Annotated in this window: 15 protein-coding genes; 3 read left to right on the top strand and 12 right to left on the bottom strand. The window is 70.4% G+C overall.

Annotated elements, in window-relative coordinates; translation table 11 throughout:
* Positions 1–260 precede the first annotated feature (260 nt).
* From BLQ76_RS06885 to uxaC, 6 genes are all read right to left on the bottom strand, one after another.
* The gene (locus BLQ76_RS06885) at positions 261–1,727 is read right to left on the bottom strand and encodes a mannitol dehydrogenase family protein (protein ID WP_090670866.1); all 1,467 of its coding nucleotides are present in this window, start codon (positions 1,725–1,727) and stop codon (positions 261–263) included.
* Positions 1,728–1,734: 7 nt separating this feature from the next.
* Positions 1,735–2,580 (bottom strand): ABC transporter permease, encoded by an 846-nt coding sequence (locus BLQ76_RS06890; protein WP_090670869.1) that lies wholly within the window; start codon positions 2,578–2,580, stop codon positions 1,735–1,737.
* 4 nt (positions 2,581–2,584) lie between these two features.
* On the bottom strand, positions 2,585–3,499 hold the full coding sequence (locus BLQ76_RS06895; RefSeq protein WP_090670871.1) for an ABC transporter permease: 915 nt from the start codon (positions 3,497–3,499) through the stop codon (positions 2,585–2,587).
* Entirely contained in the window at positions 3,496–4,596 is a 1,101-nt protein-coding gene (locus BLQ76_RS06900) for an ABC transporter ATP-binding protein (protein WP_090670874.1), read from the bottom strand. The genes BLQ76_RS06895 and BLQ76_RS06900 overlap by 4 nt, the downstream gene beginning before the upstream one ends.
* 78 nt (positions 4,597–4,674) lie before the next feature.
* Positions 4,675–5,853 carry an ABC transporter substrate-binding protein gene (locus tag BLQ76_RS06905; RefSeq protein WP_090670877.1) on the bottom strand — a complete coding sequence of 393 codons (1,179 nt, stop codon included), beginning with the start codon at positions 5,851–5,853 and terminating at the stop codon, positions 4,675–4,677.
* 49 nt (positions 5,854–5,902) lie between these two features.
* Positions 5,903–7,303 (bottom strand): glucuronate isomerase, encoded by a 1,401-nt coding sequence (gene uxaC / locus BLQ76_RS06910; protein WP_090670880.1) that lies wholly within the window; start codon positions 7,301–7,303, stop codon positions 5,903–5,905.
* 109 nt (positions 7,304–7,412) lie between these two features.
* Between uxaC and BLQ76_RS06915 the strand changes: the two genes are divergently transcribed.
* Both BLQ76_RS06915 and uxuA read left to right on the top strand, forming a co-directional pair.
* Positions 7,413–8,129 (top strand): GntR family transcriptional regulator, encoded by a 717-nt coding sequence (locus tag BLQ76_RS06915; RefSeq protein WP_090670883.1) that lies wholly within the window; start codon positions 7,413–7,415, stop codon positions 8,127–8,129.
* A 41-nt stretch (positions 8,130–8,170) separates the two neighbouring features.
* On the top strand, positions 8,171–9,382 hold the full coding sequence (gene uxuA, locus BLQ76_RS06920) for a mannonate dehydratase (RefSeq protein ID WP_090670886.1): 1,212 nt from the start codon (positions 8,171–8,173) through the stop codon (positions 9,380–9,382).
* A 3-nt stretch (positions 9,383–9,385) separates the two neighbouring features.
* Here the strand turns inward: uxuA and BLQ76_RS06925 are convergent, their stop codons facing one another.
* From BLQ76_RS06925 to BLQ76_RS06935, 3 genes are all read right to left on the bottom strand, one after another.
* Positions 9,386–10,477 (bottom strand): catalase family protein, encoded by a 1,092-nt coding sequence (locus BLQ76_RS06925; protein WP_090670889.1) that lies wholly within the window; start codon positions 10,475–10,477, stop codon positions 9,386–9,388.
* Between the two features lie 121 nt (positions 10,478–10,598).
* Complete coding sequence (locus BLQ76_RS06930) at positions 10,599–11,093, bottom strand: DUF427 domain-containing protein (protein WP_090670892.1); 495 nt, start codon at positions 11,091–11,093, stop codon at positions 10,599–10,601.
* A complete protein-coding gene (locus BLQ76_RS06935) occupies positions 11,090–11,452 on the bottom strand; it encodes a thiol-disulfide oxidoreductase DCC family protein (RefSeq protein WP_090670895.1) in 363 nt (120 codons plus the stop codon). The genes BLQ76_RS06930 and BLQ76_RS06935 overlap by 4 nt, the downstream gene beginning before the upstream one ends.
* Before the next feature lie 195 nt (positions 11,453–11,647).
* Here BLQ76_RS06935 and BLQ76_RS06940 point away from each other — a divergent pair, with 195 nt between their 5' ends.
* Positions 11,648–12,634 carry a lysylphosphatidylglycerol synthase transmembrane domain-containing protein gene (locus BLQ76_RS06940; protein WP_244519500.1) on the top strand — a complete coding sequence of 329 codons (987 nt, stop codon included), beginning with the start codon at positions 11,648–11,650 and terminating at the stop codon, positions 12,632–12,634.
* A 3-nt stretch (positions 12,635–12,637) separates the two neighbouring features.
* Here BLQ76_RS06940 and BLQ76_RS06945 read toward each other — a convergent pair whose 3' ends face one another.
* The 3 genes from BLQ76_RS06945 to BLQ76_RS06955 are packed head-to-tail and all read right to left on the bottom strand — an operon-like array spanning position 12,638 to position 14,876.
* Positions 12,638–13,420, bottom strand: coding sequence for a class I SAM-dependent methyltransferase (locus BLQ76_RS06945; RefSeq protein ID WP_090670898.1), 783 nt, complete (start codon positions 13,418–13,420; stop codon positions 12,638–12,640).
* Positions 13,417–14,481 carry a glycosyltransferase family 4 protein gene (locus tag BLQ76_RS06950; protein WP_244519501.1) on the bottom strand — a complete coding sequence of 355 codons (1,065 nt, stop codon included), beginning with the start codon at positions 14,479–14,481 and terminating at the stop codon, positions 13,417–13,419. Before BLQ76_RS06950 ends, BLQ76_RS06945 begins: the two co-directional genes overlap by 4 nt.
* Positions 14,478–14,876 (bottom strand): 6-pyruvoyl trahydropterin synthase family protein, encoded by a 399-nt coding sequence (locus BLQ76_RS06955; protein WP_090670901.1) that lies wholly within the window; start codon positions 14,874–14,876, stop codon positions 14,478–14,480. Before BLQ76_RS06955 ends, BLQ76_RS06950 begins: the two co-directional genes overlap by 4 nt.
* Positions 14,877–14,878: the final 2 nt, after the last annotated feature.

Here is a 14,878-nt window from a genome sequence, read left to right on the forward strand (position 1 = left end):
GCCCCCGCGGTGGTGGGCGATGCCACGATCAGCCAAGCCAACAGGGCTCTGCGGGACGGTGAGATCGGTCTTGGCATCGCGGCGGGCGGCATCGGCAGGGTCCCGAGGAGCGACGCGTTGGCACGAGCCGATCAGGCTTGCCGCGTCGCGGTGCTCCACGCGCTACAATAGATCGGACCGAAATTGCAATCCATGGTTGCAAAGCCGGTTTTGTGGTCTCGAAGGTCCGAATGCCCCGAGCTCGGCATGACGGCGATCGGTCAAACCGTTCCGAAGCGTTCCACGGTCCGAGCCGCGCCGTCGCGCAGAAGTCCGTCGAGCGCCCGCTCGACCGTCGCACGGAATTCCGGCGAAGCCGGCAGGTCGCGCCCGAACACGGTTTCGAAGCGCAGGCACGCCGCCAGGAGATCGGCTGCCTCGCGGCACCCGCGCGTCGCCTCCGCCAGATCCCGGGCCAGGGGGTCGCGCACGTCGATCGCCTCGCCGCGCTCGTCGGCGCCGCGCACGTAGACCATCCAGGCCGCGACGCCGAGCGCCAGACGGTCGAAGGGCTGCCCGGCGGCCAGCCGGTCGCGGATCGTGCCGAGCAGGCGCTGCGGCAGCTTCTGCGAGCCGTCCATTGCGATCTGCCAGGTGCGGTGGCGTAGAGCCGGGTTCCGAAACCGGTCGATGAGCTGGTCGCGATAGGCGGCGAGATCGAAGCCGGGCAGGGGCGGCAGCGTCGGCGAGGCCTCCTCGCGCATCAAGCCCCGCAGGAGCGCCTCGAAGCCCGGCGCCCGCATCGCATCCGCGACGGTTTCGTGGCCCGCGAGGTAGCCGAGATAGCTTAAGGTCGAATGCGAGCCGTTGAGAAGACGCAGCTTCATCAGCTCGAAGGGCTCGACCTCCTCGACGAAGGTGGCGTCCCAGGCCGGTCGACCCGCGGGGAAGCGGTCCTCCACCACCCATTGCGTGAAGGGCTCGGCCATGACGGGCCAGCGGTCCTCCTGCCCAAGCGCCTCGGCGACGAGCGCGCGGTCGGCGTCGGTGGTGGCGGGCACGATGCGGTCCACCATGGAGGACGGGAAGGCGACCTCGGATTGGACGAAGCGGCCGAGCTCGGGATCGCGCAGCGCCGCAAAGCGTGCCACGACACGCCCTGCCGTTTGCCCGTTGGCCGGAAGGTTGTCGCAGGACAGGACCGTGAAGGGCGCGATGCCGGCCCGACGGCGGCGCGCCAGCGCTTCCACCAGGAAGCCTACCGCGCTTTTCGGGCGCTCGGGCTGCGCGAGGTCGTGGCGGATGTCGGGATGCGCCTCGTCGAGCTCCCCCGTGGCAGGCAGGTGGCAGTAGCCCTTCTCGGTGACCGTGAGCGAGACGATGCGGGTCTCGGGCGCGCTCATGCGTTTGAGCACGGTCTCCGGGTCCTCGGGCGCGACCAGCGACTCGAGGATCGCGCCGACGATCTGGAACCGGTCGCCGGAGCCGTCGCGGACCGCAAGCGTGTAGAGCCCGTCCTGCGGCTGGAGCGCGTCGCGCGTTTCGGGCGAGCGGAGCGACACCCCGCAGATGCCCCAGGCCAGGTCGCCGCCGGCTAGAACCGCGTCCGTGTAGGCCGCCTGATGGGCGCGATGGAACGCGCCGAGGCCGAGATGGACGATGCCGATCCGGGTGCTCGCGCGATCATAGCTCGGTCTGGCCACCTTGGCGGGAAGACGGTCGAGCGTCGTATTCGACAGGCGGGTCATCAAGGCCTCAATGCACGGGCTGGGACTGCTTGGCGCGTGCCACGATCTGCGTCGGGTTGACGAAGCGCAGGGCCAGGACGAGCCAGAACAGGGTCGTGATCATGTACACCACCGCCATCGCGTCGATCGACTGCGAAGCGCGCACGCCCGATGCGAAGACCGCGTAGTAGAGCGAGACCACCAGCGTCTGGCTGGTCGGGCCGGCGACCAGGAAGGTCAGCTCGAACATGGCGATCGTGCGCACCAGCACGAGAAGCAGCGCCGCCAGCATGCCCGGCAGCAGAAGCGGCAGGAGGATGCGCGTGAAGAGGCTCGTCGTGCCCGCGCCGAAGACGCGGGCCGCCGCCTCGATGCGCGGGTCGATCTGCTCGATGAAGGGAATCATCACCAGCACCACGAAGGGGATCGAGGGCACGAGGTTGATGATCACGACGCCCCAGAAGGTGCCCCCGAGGCCGACCTGGTAGAGAAGCGTGGCGAGCGGGATGCCGTAGGTGAGCGGGGGAACGAGAAGCGGCAGGAGGAACAGGAGGATTGCGAAGCGCTTGCCGGGAAAGTCGCGCCGCGCCAGCGCGTAGGCCGTGGTGATGCCGATGAGGCCCGACAGGAGCGTGACCAGGAAGACGATGCGGAAGGTGACCGAGAGGACCTCCGTCAGCTGGAACTCGCGCCAGGCCGAGAAGTACCAGCGCGTCGTCCAGTCCACCGGCAGCCAGGTGCCGAGCCAGCGCGTGGCAAACGAGTTCGTCACCACGGTGGCGATGACGCCGGCGAGATTGAGGATGAAGAGGGCGACGATCGCCCAGACGGCGGTGCGCCAGAGCTTGGAGCCGATGCCTTGATCGCGAATCATCGCCTCACCCCTTCGTTCCGCCGGCCGGGCCGCGATAGAACAGGCCGCGCAGGCCGAGCACGGCCACGACCACGACGAGCTGCACGAGGCCCATGATGATGGCGATCGCCGAGCCCAGCGAATGGTCGTACTGCTCGAAGGCCGCCGAATAGGCGGCGATCGAGATGACGCGCGTGGGACCCGCCGGTGCGCCAAGAAGCACCGCCGAAGGGAAGACCGCGAAAGCCTGCACGAAGGCGAGGCAGAAGGTGACCGCGAGCCCCGGCACCAGAAGCGGCAGGAAGATGCGCGTGAAGCGCCGGCGTGCGTTGGCGCCGAGCGTGGCCGCCGCCTGCTCGATCGCGGGGTCGATGCCCGAGACGTAGGACAGCGTCAGCAGGAAGGCGAACGGAAAGCCGGTGATCAGCAGCGAGGCGAAGACGCCCCAGTAGTTGTTGGTGAGACGCAGCGGCGCGTCGATCAGCCCGATCAGCATCAGGGACTGGTTGAACCAGCCGCGCGGACCGAGAAAGTTCAGGAGCCCTTCGGCCACCAGCACCGTGCCGAGCGTGATCGGCAGCACGAGGAGCGTGGTGAGAAGGCGCTGACGGCGCATCAGCCGGACGCGGAAGGCGATCGGCACCGCGAGCGCAAGGTTCACGATCGTGACCGGCAGGGCCAGCCAGAGCGTGGCGGCGATCGTGTCGTAGAGGAACGGGTCGGAGAAGAAGCGCCGGTAGTTCTCGTACCAGGCGCCCTGCGCCGGCGTGATCGAGTCCACGACGCCGTAGAGGAAGGGGTAGACGAAGAGCGCGAGCACCGCCGCAAGACCGGGAAGGACGAGAAGCGTCGTGCCGTCGATGCCCCGGGCCGCCAGACGCAGCCGCAGCGAGGGCCGCGCGACGCGCGTAGGCGGCGATGCGAGAACGGCGCGGCTCATGCGGCCTCGGCGGGAAAAACGAGGGTGCGCGCGGGATCGAAGCTCAAGGACGCGCGCTGTCCGCTCGCCAGACGCCCCTCGGAGCGGAAGAAGACCAGCGTGCCGTCGGCCAGCGCCGCCGATCCGAACCAGGCACGGCCGCGATATTCGATCGAGCGCACCTCGGCCGGCAGGCCCTGCGCTGTGCCGGCCACCAGATCTTCCGGGCGCACCGAAATCGAGATGGCCGAGCCCGGCGCATGCCCGCGCGCGGGCGGCAGCGTCAGCCGCGCACCCGCCGCCTCGACCGTGCCGTCCGCATCGAGGACGCGCGCGGGAATGCGCGTGCGAAAGCCCATGAAGTCGGCGACGTCGCCATGGGCGGGACGCTCGTAGAGGTCCTCCGGCGCGCCGACCTGCCGGATCACGCCGTTCGCCATGACGACGATGCGGTCGGCCAGCGACAACGCCTCGTCCTGGTCGTGCGTGACGTAGATCGTGGTGGAGCCGATGGCCTCGTGGATGGCGCGGATCTCGGCGCGCATCTCCAGGCGCAGCTTGGCGTCGAGGTTGGAGAGCGGCTCGTCCATCAGGACGACGGGCGGGCGGATCACGATCGCGCGGGCGATCGCCACGCGCTGCTGCTGGCCGCCCGAGAGCTGCCCCGGCAGCTTGTCGGCCTGGGAGCGCAGGCGAACGAGGTCGAGCGCGGCATCGACCCGCGCGTCGGCCTCGGCGCGCGGCACGCCCTGCATGGCGAGACCGAAGCCCACGTTCTTCCGAATCGTCATGTGCGGAAACAGCGCGTAGCTCTGGAACACCATGCCGAAGCCGCGCTTTTCGGGCTCCAGCTCGTGGATCGGGCGTCCGTCGAGACGGATCTCGCCGCCCGTCAGCGGCAGAAGGCCCGCGATGCAGTTGAGCGCCGTCGACTTGCCGCAGCCCGACGGCCCGAGAAGTGCAATGAACTCGCCGCGCTCGACCGCAAGATCGATCCCGTCGAGCGCCGTATAGGAGCCGAAGGCCCGGCGCAGGCCGACGAGCTCCAGGCGGCCGCCGTCGGCATGCGGCGAGGCGGTCCGCCCGGCGGGCTGGGTCGGTGAGGAATGGGCATTCATCGCGAACGGCCTCCGGGCGGCGGGCATGGAAGGGCGGCGGCCGGCGTCAATGCGGGCCGCCGCGATACGGGAAGAGCGTCAGCCCTTCTTGGCGCCGATCCGCTCGTCCCAGATGCGGAAGGCGGCGACGAGCTTGTCGGCGTCGAGCGGAATCTCCATCGGATTGCCCGCGATCCACTCGTCGTATTGCGGCCGGCCGAACTCCTGGATCGCCGCCTGGCTCGACTCGGGCGCCATGGACAGGGGCACATCCTTCACCGCCGGGCCCGGATAGAAGTAGCCCTCGTCATAGGCGTAGGCCTGGCTTTCGGGCGTCAGCATGAAGTTCATGAGGTCGAGGAGGACGGCGAGCTTCTCGGGCGCGACGCCCTTCGGCACCACCATGTAGTGGGCGTCGGTCACCCAATGGAAACCCTGCAGCGTTCCGACCTCGGCCTCGGCCGGCACGGTGCCGAGCACGCGCGGGTTGATGTCCCAGCCCGTGGTGGACACAACGATGTCGCGCGTCCCCTCGCCGAACTCGCGCATGGTCTGCGTCGTGCCCGACGCGTAGTACTCGATGTTCTGGCCCAGCGCCTCGAGGTAGGCCCAGGTCTTGTCCCAGCCCTTCTCGGGATCGCGCGGGTCGCTGTCGCCCAGAAGGTAGGGCAGCCCCATCAGGAAGGTGCGGCCCGGGCCGGAGTTGGCGGGGCGGGCGTAGATGAACTTGTTGGGGTTCGCCTTGGTCCAGGCCAGGAGCTCGTCCGCGGTCTTGGGCGGGGTCGGCACGCGGTCGGGCATGTACTCGATCAGGGGACCGGACGGGTAGTAGGAGACCACCACGCCGTGGTTCTTCGCCATGCCCTGCATCTTGAAGGCCTGGGGAATGTAGATGCTCTCGAGGTTGGGCAGGTCCGCCATGTAGGGCGACAGGTCCGTCCAGATGCCCTGGTCGAGCCCGGCCGAGAGCGCGTCGGTGCCGGTCAGCACGAGGTCGATATCGACGCGCCCCGCCGCCTGCTGCGCCCGCAGCTTGCCGGGCAGTTCGGGCGCGGGCGCCTTGGTGAAGGCGATGCGGCTCGCCCATTCGGGCTTCGCCTCCGTGTAGCGCTCCATCGCCGCCTGCGTGAGCGCGAGGTTGCCCGCCACGTCCGCGACCGTGATCGTGACGGGGCTGGAGGGCGCCTGCAGCGCCGCGAAGGCGCGGCCGCCGAAGACGGTGACGCCGGCAGCAGTCGCCGCGGTCGTCGTCATGAAGCGCCTGCGGGTGATGGTCATTGGCAAATCCTCCCAGATCGCACCGGCAAAGGGGCCGGCTCCCTTGAGGTCAGAGTCGGTAGGCCTGCTTGGCGAGGCCGTAGGCGAGCTCGTGCGCGGTCTCGTGCGCCTCGTCCTCGTCGAGCCGCCCGTCGGCGACGAGGCGGGCGAGGTAGGCGCAGTCGACGCGCCGCGCCATGTCGTGCCGCGCGGGGATCGACAGGAAGGCGCGCGTATCGTCGTTGAAGCCGACCGTGTTGCGGAAGCCCGCCGTCTCGGTGGCCACCTCGCGGAAGCGCCGCATGCCTTCGGGGCTGTCGAAGAACCACCAGGGCGGCCCGAGCCGCAGGGCGGGGTAGTGACCGGCGAGCGGGGCAAGCTCGCGACCATAGGCCGTCTCGTCCAGCGTGAAGAGGATCACGGTGACGCCGGGGTCGTTGCCCACCGCTGCGAGGAGCGGACGCAGCGCCTCGACGTAGTCTGTCGGCCCCGGGATGTCGGCGCCCTTGTCGAAGCCGAAGCGCTCGAAGACGAGCGGGTTGTGATTGCGCCGCGAGCCGGGATGGATCTGCATGACGAGCCCGTCGTCGCGGCTCATGCGCGCCATCTCTGTGAGCATCTGGGCGCGGAACAGTTCGCGCTCGCCCACATCCGCCGCGCCCGCGCGGACCCGGTCGAAGAGGCGGGCCGCCTCGGCCGGTGCGAGGTCGGCGGTGCGCGCGCTCGGATGGCCGTGGTCGGTCGCGGTCGCCCCGCGCTCGCGGAAATAGGCCCGGCGCGCGCGATGCGCGGCGAGATAGCCCTCCCAGGTGTCGGGCTCGCCGGCCAGGGCGGTAAAACCGGCCAGCGCCTGCGCAAAGCCGGGCCTGTCGGGATCCACCACCGCATCGGGACGATAGGTCGGCAGGATGCGGCCGTTCCAGCCGCTTTGGCGGATCGCATCGTGATGGCGAAGGTCGTCGGAGGCTGCGTCCGTGGTCGCGATCACCTCGATGCGGAACCGCTCCATGAGTTCGCGCGGACGCATCGCGTCGCTCGCGAGCGCCTCGGCGATACGGTCGTAGAGCGCGTCGGCGTTCGCGTCCGACAGGCGATCCTCGATCCCGAACACGGCCTGCATGGAATGCTCGAACCAGAGGCGCGAGGGCGTGCCGCGAAACAAGGGGTAGTGCCGGGCGAAGAGCCGCCAGATGGCGCGGCCGTCGGTTTCCACCGCTCCGCCGTCGGCGCGCGGGACGCCGAGCGCCTCCAGCGGCACGCCCTGACTGTAGAGCATGCGGAAGATGTAGTGGTCGGGCACGACGAAGAGCGCGGCCGGGTCGGGGAAGCGGGGGTTCTCGGCATACCAGGCCGGCTCGGTATGGCCGTGCGGCGAGACGATCGGCAACGTCTCGACCTCGGCAAAGAGGCGGCGCGCGATGCCTCGCGCCTCGGGCTCGATGGGCAGGAGCCGGTCTGGATGAAGCGCCATGCGAAGTTCCCCGAAGACCTGCGCCCCATCTTCCCATCGGGCTGCGACCTTGGCACGATGTAGCAACTGGTATATTAGAATGTCAAACAGGATCGATAACGGACCCGTCATGTCGCGCAGCGCATCCCGATCCGACGACGATGCGGCGCCCGCCGCACCGATCGTCCTGCGGCGCGTGACGTCGGCGACGCAGATCTTCGACGCGCTGCGCAACGAGATCGTCGCCCTCAAGCTGCCGCCCGGAACCGCGCTCGCGGACCGGTCGCTCGTGGAGCGCTTCGGCGTCAGCCGCACGCCGGTCCGCGAGGCCTTGATCCGGCTGGCCGAGATCGGACTGGTGGACGTGCGGCCCCAGAGCGGGACCTTCGTGTCCCGCGTGCCGGTGAACGCGATCCCCGAAGCGGTTCTGGTGCGAAAGGCGCTGGAGGGGGTGACGGTCGAGAAGGCGGCCGAGCGCGGCGCGCCGGCCCGCATGAGCCGCATCGACGCGGCGATCGCGCGCCAGAAGGCGGCGGCCGCCGCCGGCGACAACGACGGCTTCCATGAGGCCGACGAGGGCTTCCACGCCGCGATCGCGGATCTCAGCGGGCACCCCGGCATCTGGGTTCTGCTGGCCCAGACCAAGGTTCAGATCGACCGTGCCCGCCGCCTGACGCTGCCGGTGCTTGGCCGCATGGACCACGTGATCAGCGAGCACGAGGTGATCCGTGCCCGCATCGCCCAAGGCGACGGGCCGGGCGCACGCGCCGCCATGATGCATCACCTCGACGCCGTCATTCCCGACGTCGACGAGCTGAAGGGACGCTTCCCCCAGTATTTTTGCTGAAACGGTCCGCGCGCCGCGCGCCGGACAGGAGACGACGACGCATGCGCCAAGGCTGGAGATGGTTCGGACCGCAGGCACCGGTGACGCTGGACGAGGTGCGACAGGTCGGCGCGACCGACGTCGTCTCGGCGCTGCACGAGGTGCCGATCGGCGCGGTCTGGACGCAGGCGGACGTCGAGGCGCGGCGCGACCTCATCGAGACGACACCGCCCGGGCGCCTGCCGCTGCGCTGGAGCGTGGTGGAAAGCATCCCCATTCCCGATGCGGTGAAGCGAACGGGCGGGGAAGCGAAGCGGGAGATCGAGGCCTGGATCGCGAGCCTGGAGAGCGTCGCGAAGGCCGGCATCGGCGTGGTCTGCTACAACTTCATGCCGGTCGTGGACTGGTGCCGCACGGAACTCGATCACGTGATCGACACCGGCGCGACGGCGATGCGCTTCGACATCGAGACCTTCGCGGCCTTCGAACTCCACATCCTCGAGCGGCCGGGCGCCGAGCGCGACTACACGGACGGAGAGCGGGCGCGGGCGCGGACCCGCTTCGAAGCGATGGACGAGCGCGAGATCGCCGACCTCACGCGCAACATCGCGAGCGCCCTGCCGGGTTCGACCACCGAGCCCATGACCCTTCCCGGCTTCCGCGACAAGCTTGCCCAGTACCAGGGCGTCGACGCCGCTCGCCTGCGTCGCCATCTCGTGGAATTCCTTCAGGAGGTCGTGCCGGCCGCCGAGGCGCTCGGCGTCAAGCTGACGCTTCATCCCGACGATCCGCCGCGGCCGCTCTTCGGCCTGCCGCGCGTCGCCTCGACCGCCGAGGATTACGCCGCGCTCTTCGACGCCGTTCCCTCCGCGGCCAACGGCATGTGCCTGTGCACGGGCAGCCTCGGGGTACGGCCGGAGAACGACCTGCCGGCGATCGCGCGGCGCTTTTCGAGCCGCATCCACTTCGCGCACCTGCGCAACACGCGGCGCGAGGCGGACCCGCGCACGTTCCACGAGTCGGCGCATCTCGACGGCGACACCGACATGGTGGCGGTGCTGCGCGAGCTCGTGGCGGAAGACCGCCGGCGCGGTCGCGGTGAGACGATCGTGTTCCGCTCCGACCACGGACACCGCATGCTGGACGACCTCGCGAAGGAGGTCACGCCCGGCTACCCTGCGACGGGTCGCATGCGGGGCCTCGCCGAGCTTCGCGGCGTCCTGCACGCGCTCGGTCATCCGCCCGAGGCCGCAACGGCGCGGCCCCTGGCGTAACGGTCAGTCGAGCGAGGGCAGGCGGCTCGGCTCGTGCAGCGGGCAGCCGTTCAGGCGGCTGCGAAGGTCCTGGACGGCGGGATACACGATCCGTCGCGCCCGCATCACCGCGCCCAGGGGCCGATGTGCCTCGACCCCGTGCCACGGGCGGAACGCCGTACGTCCGTCGATCGTCTCGGCTCGCGCTTCGGACCAGCTCGTCTGCGCGGGAACCGAGAGCGTGGCGAGCGGAATATAGGGGTTGTCCTCCTCTGGCCACGGGATCGAGGCGTCCTCGATCGGATTCGCCTCGGCGTCGCGGCAGAGCTGCGCGCGCAGCGTCCAGGCGCCCCCCTCGCGCGCGAAGACGTCGAGAAGGCTCTCGCGGATGGCGTTCTCCCCCCGGCTCTCGTCGATCGGCTGGTCGGTCAGCGCGCGAAAGGTGTCGGACTCCGGCACGATGTCGAACTTGGCGATGTAGTCGCCGAAGCGCAGCGGGGCCTGCGTATAATAGCGGTCGCCGACCGGATTGGTCGCGGGATAGCCGCCGAAGCCCTTCAACGTGGCGCTTTCCAGATGGACGGCCTCCAAAGCCCGCTCGATCGGCTGGAGCACCTTCGACAGCGCCTCCTTGGCCCATTCGGCACGGTCGGTGGTCTTGGCCAGGAGCCGCACGTTGGCAAGGAATCCTTCGGGGCGCGCGGCCTGGAAGGCCGGGCCGGTGGCCATCAGGAAATCCTGCGTCGTCTCGCCCTCCGATCCCGGCAGGCGCTCGCCGTCGACGCCGATGATCTTGATCGAGAAGCCGCGCGGCAGGGATACGCTGTCGCGGATCGGATCGCCGGGGATGGCGGACATGCGGACCAGGACGGGATAGCGCCGTCCGCGCTCGAAGATGCCCTGCGCCTGTTCGTCGGCGAGGTCGTCGTGGACCCGCAGCTCGCCTTCCAGAAGGGCGTGGCTCTTGGCATGCACGCCGCGCTGGGCGGTCCCGAGATCCTCGTGCGTTTTCGTCACGATGCCGCGAAAGGCGTCGATCAGCCCCTGGGCCGTCTCATCCTCGTCGCCCTCCGTCACCTCGACGGCGGGATCGTAGCGGAGCGGGGGCTTGAGCATGGGAAGGCCTTGGTTGCCTCCGGGGCGCGAAGGCCGCCGGATAAGGAAGACGTATCGCACGCCAATCTCTTGCGCGGCCTGTTCGTTCCCGACCGGACGCGAGATAGCCGATCGTCCCGGCCTACCAGCCCATGGTGCCGGGGGCGCCCTTGAAGGGCCCGGCCACGCGGCTCGTGATCCATCCGCCGTAGAAGTCGCCGGGCTGCGGCCGGACCACCTCGCCATCCACCAGACAGCGATCGAAGGGGCGCGGATAGAAGGCGACGTGGTCGCGCAGGATGCGGAACGCGGCGGTCGGCTCCGGGTAGCTCCAGCCGACACCGGCGAGGACGTCTCCGCCCGCCAGGACGTCCCAATAAACGGCCGCTCCCTTCCATTCGCAAAGGGATCGTCCGGGCGCGCGTCGCAGCACACCCTCGGCGATATCCGCGACCGGGATGTAGTAGCTCGGCGGATGGCTGGTCTCGAGCGTGCGGACGGTGCGGTGGCTGTCGGCGATGGTGAGCCCGCGATGCTCGATCACGACATGGGCCTCGGTCCGCTCGGCGATCGCGGGCCTGGGATAGTGCCAGACGCTTTCCTGGCCCGGTTTCGGATCGTCGGGTATCGGTCTCATGGTTGCTCCCAGCGTCGCGCGGCCCGCTGCAGCCGCGGGCGACAGCGCAGAAACGCGCGATACAGGTGCTCGAGGAGCGCGAGCGGCAGGCGGGCGCGGAACAGGAGGCCGAGCGGGCGCAGGAGGGGCACGGCGCGCCACATGGCGGCAAAGGCCGCAGCCCCGCTGAGAAGACGGCCATCCTCCGCGGCATGGAAGCGGGCCAGGAGTTCCGCCCTGTCGATCGGGCATGCAGCGGGCTCCGCCGCGGCGGCGTCGACGAAGCGGATCGCGCCGCGCCGGTCGAGGCGGCGGATCCACGCGATCTCACGGCGGCACAGCGGGCACGATCCATCGTGCCAGACGGTGATCTGGGTCATGCCGAACCATATGGGGTACCGTTGTCGCGCTGCCGCCCCCCGAGAAGGCCGAGCCGCAAGGCGGGACGATAGGACGCGACGCCCGGGCTTCGTCGCCGACTGGTGGGGCGACGGGCGACGGCGAGACCGGCCGCTCTATAACGCCCTGCGAAGAATGGGCGAGTGCACGGGACCGGTGCCTTCGGCGAGGACGACGTGAATCGAGTTGCGACCCCGACCGGCGCGCTGCGGCGCCTGCACCCGCTTCTGCCGCTCGCGCAAGCGGGCGCGGGCCTCCTCGTGCTCGTCCTGACCGTTCGCTTCGTCGATGCGAGCGGCGTCGCACGCCTGTTGTCCACCCTCAATCCCGTCGCCTTCGCGCTGGCGGTGCTCGCGGTCCAGGTCCAGGTCGTCGTGTCGGCCCTGCGCTGGCGCTTCACCGCGCGGCGGCTTGGCCAGCACCTTCCGCTCGGGCGGGCGGTCGCGGAATATTATCTCGCCAGCCTCCTGAACCAGATCCTGCCGGGCGGGGTCGCGGGCGATGCGGTGCGCGTTCTGCGCTCGCGACATGGAGGTGAGGGCGAGGACGAGAGCCGAACGGGCCGCGCCCTTCAGGCGGTGGTGCTGGAGCGGTTGTCGGGGCAGGTCGTGCTCCTGGGTGCGGCGCTCGGCGGCGTTGTCCTGGCACCGTTCGTCTACGGGCGCAGCCTGCCGGGAGGGTGGCCGGGCCTCGTCGCGCCGGGCGGCCTGCTTCTCTTGATCTTGGCCGGTTTGGCCTTTTCGGCGCGAAGGGGACGCGCCGCGGAGCGCCTGCGTGCCCTTGGACCGGCCCTGGCCGCGGTCTTCCTCCGCCGCGGCGCGCCCATCCTGCAGATCGCCAGCTCGCTGGTCGTCGTCGGCGGCTATCTCGCGGCCTTTGCGCTGGCGGGGGCGGCGGTCGGCGCGCCGCTCGATCCCGTGGCGGTCGTGCTTCTGGTTCCGCTCGTGCTTCTGTCCATGCTCCTGCCGGTGTCGGTGGGCGGCTGGGGCGTGCGCGAGGGGGCTGCCGCCGCGATCCTGCCGGTGGCAGGCCTGGGGGCCGATCAGGCGGTCGCGGCCAGTCTCGTCTACGGTCTCGCCTCGCTTGTCGGGGCCGCGCCGGGCTTGCTGGTCGTGCTGCGCTGGGGCTTTCGGCGCAGCCGGCGGGCCGAGGCGACGGCCTGATACTCAGCGCGGCAACGCCAGGACGTCCCAGTGGCCGACCTTGCAGAGCGGCGGCGTTTCGCGGCGCCGGGCCGCCCAGTCGTCGAGGCGCGATGACGCGACCTCGTCGGTTTGCGCGACGGCCGACACCACGCCGTCGACGAACAGCGCGTGAAGCGCCTCGTCTTCGGCGGCAAGACGCCAGGGGCTCGGGGCGACGCGCACGTCGAAACCCTGCTCGGTGAACGCCTCGCGCAGCGCCTCCATCGCACCTGGCCCCAGAGCCGGACCGAAACCCTTGTCGCCGGTCTGGTGCCGGTTGAAGGCGGCAACGACCTCGCGATCCACCGGATGCGGCGGCTCCCAGCGCATGCCACCGTCGTAGTTCAACGCCGCGTACAGCGCGATCCGCCGCTCGCCGAGCCGCGCTGCAAGATCGTTCACGAAGCCGCGCGAGGCGAGGTCGAACAGCGCCGAGGCCGTGACCAGCCGGGCTCCGTCGATCACGTCCGGGGCGAGATGCGTCAGGTCCGCCTCGACGCGCTCCACGGCTTCGCCATCGGGAAGACGCGAGACGGCCGCCTCCAGAAGGCGCGGATCGTTGTCCACCAGGCGCCAGCGGGTGGCTTTGGCGCGGGAGCCGAAGGCGCGCAGCGTCGAGCCGGTTCCCGAGCCGAGATCGACCGCCAGCGGTGCCTCGCCGCCCGCCAGGAGATACGCGCCGGCCGCGTCCAGCAGGAACGGGTCGCGGGCCGCGTGGTCGGCGGGTTCGCGCAGGTCCAGCCATCGCGTGTCGAAACCGCTCATCGGACCGACTCCAGGGTTCTCGACAGAATGGCGGCGGAGTCCGCCCAAGTCGGCAGCGCTCGCGCGGCGTCTCGTGCGCCGGCCGACCGCTGCGCGCGAAAGGACGGATCCGCCAGTAGCCGCGCCAGCACCGTCGCAAAGCCTTCCCTGTCTCCCGGCGGCACGAGGAAGCCGGCCTCGGCCGGCACCACCTCGGGCACCGCGCCGCCCGCGCAGCCGACCACGGGAAGCCCGTGGGCCATGGCTTCCGCAAAGGCCATCCCGTAGCCCTCGAAGCGGGACGGCAGCGCGAAGACATCGGCGCTCTCGTACTCGGCCTCGATGTCGTCGACCGCCCCCGCGACGACGATCCGCTCGGCGAGCCCAGCTTGCGCGATCCGCTCACGCACGCGGCGCGCGGTGTCCGGATCCGCCGTATCGCTGCCAACGATCCGGCAGCGCCAGGGCCGGTCGCGCAGCGAGGCGAGCGCGTCCACCAAGACGGCGTGGTCCTTGCGCGGGATCAGCGCCGCTACGCAGAGGATCCGCGGCTCGGCCGTGCCGTCGGTCCGCGACGGTCCGTCTGCCGCGACCCGCGTGCCCGGCGGCGCGACGTGGATGCGGTCCGCCGCAACGCCGAACTCGGCGACCAGACACGTGCCCGTCGTCGTGCTGGTGGTGACCACGGCTCGCGCGTGGCGAAGCGCCTCGCGCTCGCTCGAGCGAAGGTGCCCGGCGCTCTCGGGCGGCAGCCCGTCCTCGAGCGCGAGCGGATGATGTACGAGCGCGACAAGCCGGAGGCGATGCGCCTCCTTGCCGGCGAGATCCGGGAGGGCACCGAAGGCGAGCCCGTCGGCAAGAACAAGCGCTTCGTCGGGCAAGGCGGCAAAGAGATCCGCGCTGTGGCTGAGGTCCTGCTCGCTCGGAAACGGGAACGATGCGGGAAGGCCGAGAACATCGACCTGCCAACCCATCGCGCGCAGGGCCTCGATCATGCGGCGATCGTAGCCGTAGCCGCCGCTGGGTGCCGAGAGATCGCCCGGTATCGCGAAGACGAGACGCCGCCCCGCGCCCTGGCTCAAAGCGCAGCCTCGTACCAGGCACGGGCAACATGGCTCTCATGCAGGGTCACGCGCACGCGCTCGATGCGCCGCCCGCCCGGGCCGAAGTCGCCCTTCGCGATCCGCTCGGCCAGCGCGTCGAAGACATGGCGCGCCAGAACTTCCGTGGTGGTGACGCGGCCCCGAAAGACGGGAAGCTCGTCGAGGTTCTGGTAGTTCAGCGGCGCGATGACCTCGCGCAGCACCGTCGTCGCGAGGCCGATGTCGACGCCGAGGCCGTCCTCGTCGACGTCGGCGGTGAAGAAGGCGGCATCCACCACGAACGTCGCCCCGTGCATGCCTTGCGCTGGTCCGAAGACGGGCCGGGCCAGACTGTGGGCGATCATCATGTGGTCACGAACTTCGACGGCGTACATTC

This window comes from Aureimonas jatrophae (genome assembly GCF_900104035.1).
Taxonomy (GTDB): domain Bacteria; phylum Pseudomonadota; class Alphaproteobacteria; order Rhizobiales; family Rhizobiaceae; genus Aureimonas; species Aureimonas jatrophae.

What these genes read in the sequence shown, in the direction of transcription:
- uxaC (WP_090670880.1), bottom strand. Translation starts at nt 7,303, where the DNA reads ATGGCGCTTCATCCAGACCGGCTCCTGCCCATCGAGCCCGAGGCGCGA.
- BLQ76_RS06915 (WP_090670883.1), top strand. Translation starts at nt 7,413, where the DNA reads ATGTCGCGCAGCGCATCCCGATCCGACGACGATGCGGCGCCCGCCGCA.
- BLQ76_RS06955 (WP_090670901.1), bottom strand. Translation starts at nt 14,876, where the DNA reads ATGTACGCCGTCGAAGTTCGTGACCACATGATGATCGCCCACAGTCTG.
- BLQ76_RS06930 (WP_090670892.1), bottom strand. Translation starts at nt 11,093, where the DNA reads ATGAGACCGATACCCGACGATCCGAAACCGGGCCAGGAAAGCGTCTGG.
- uxuA (WP_090670886.1), top strand. Translation starts at nt 8,171, where the DNA reads ATGCGCCAAGGCTGGAGATGGTTCGGACCGCAGGCACCGGTGACGCTG.
- BLQ76_RS06925 (WP_090670889.1), bottom strand. Translation starts at nt 10,477, where the DNA reads ATGCTCAAGCCCCCGCTCCGCTACGATCCCGCCGTCGAGGTGACGGAG.
- BLQ76_RS06895 (WP_090670871.1), bottom strand. Translation starts at nt 3,499, where the DNA reads ATGAGCCGCGCCGTTCTCGCATCGCCGCCTACGCGCGTCGCGCGGCCC.
- BLQ76_RS06885 (WP_090670866.1), bottom strand. Translation starts at nt 1,727, where the DNA reads ATGACCCGCCTGTCGAATACGACGCTCGACCGTCTTCCCGCCAAGGTG.
- BLQ76_RS06905 (WP_090670877.1), bottom strand. Translation starts at nt 5,853, where the DNA reads ATGACCATCACCCGCAGGCGCTTCATGACGACGACCGCGGCGACTGCT.
- BLQ76_RS06935 (WP_090670895.1), bottom strand. Translation starts at nt 11,452, where the DNA reads ATGACCCAGATCACCGTCTGGCACGATGGATCGTGCCCGCTGTGCCGC.
- BLQ76_RS06945 (WP_090670898.1), bottom strand. Translation starts at nt 13,420, where the DNA reads ATGAGCGGTTTCGACACGCGATGGCTGGACCTGCGCGAACCCGCCGAC.
- BLQ76_RS06900 (WP_090670874.1), bottom strand. Translation starts at nt 4,596, where the DNA reads ATGAATGCCCATTCCTCACCGACCCAGCCCGCCGGGCGGACCGCCTCG.
- BLQ76_RS06890 (WP_090670869.1), bottom strand. Translation starts at nt 2,580, where the DNA reads ATGATTCGCGATCAAGGCATCGGCTCCAAGCTCTGGCGCACCGCCGTC.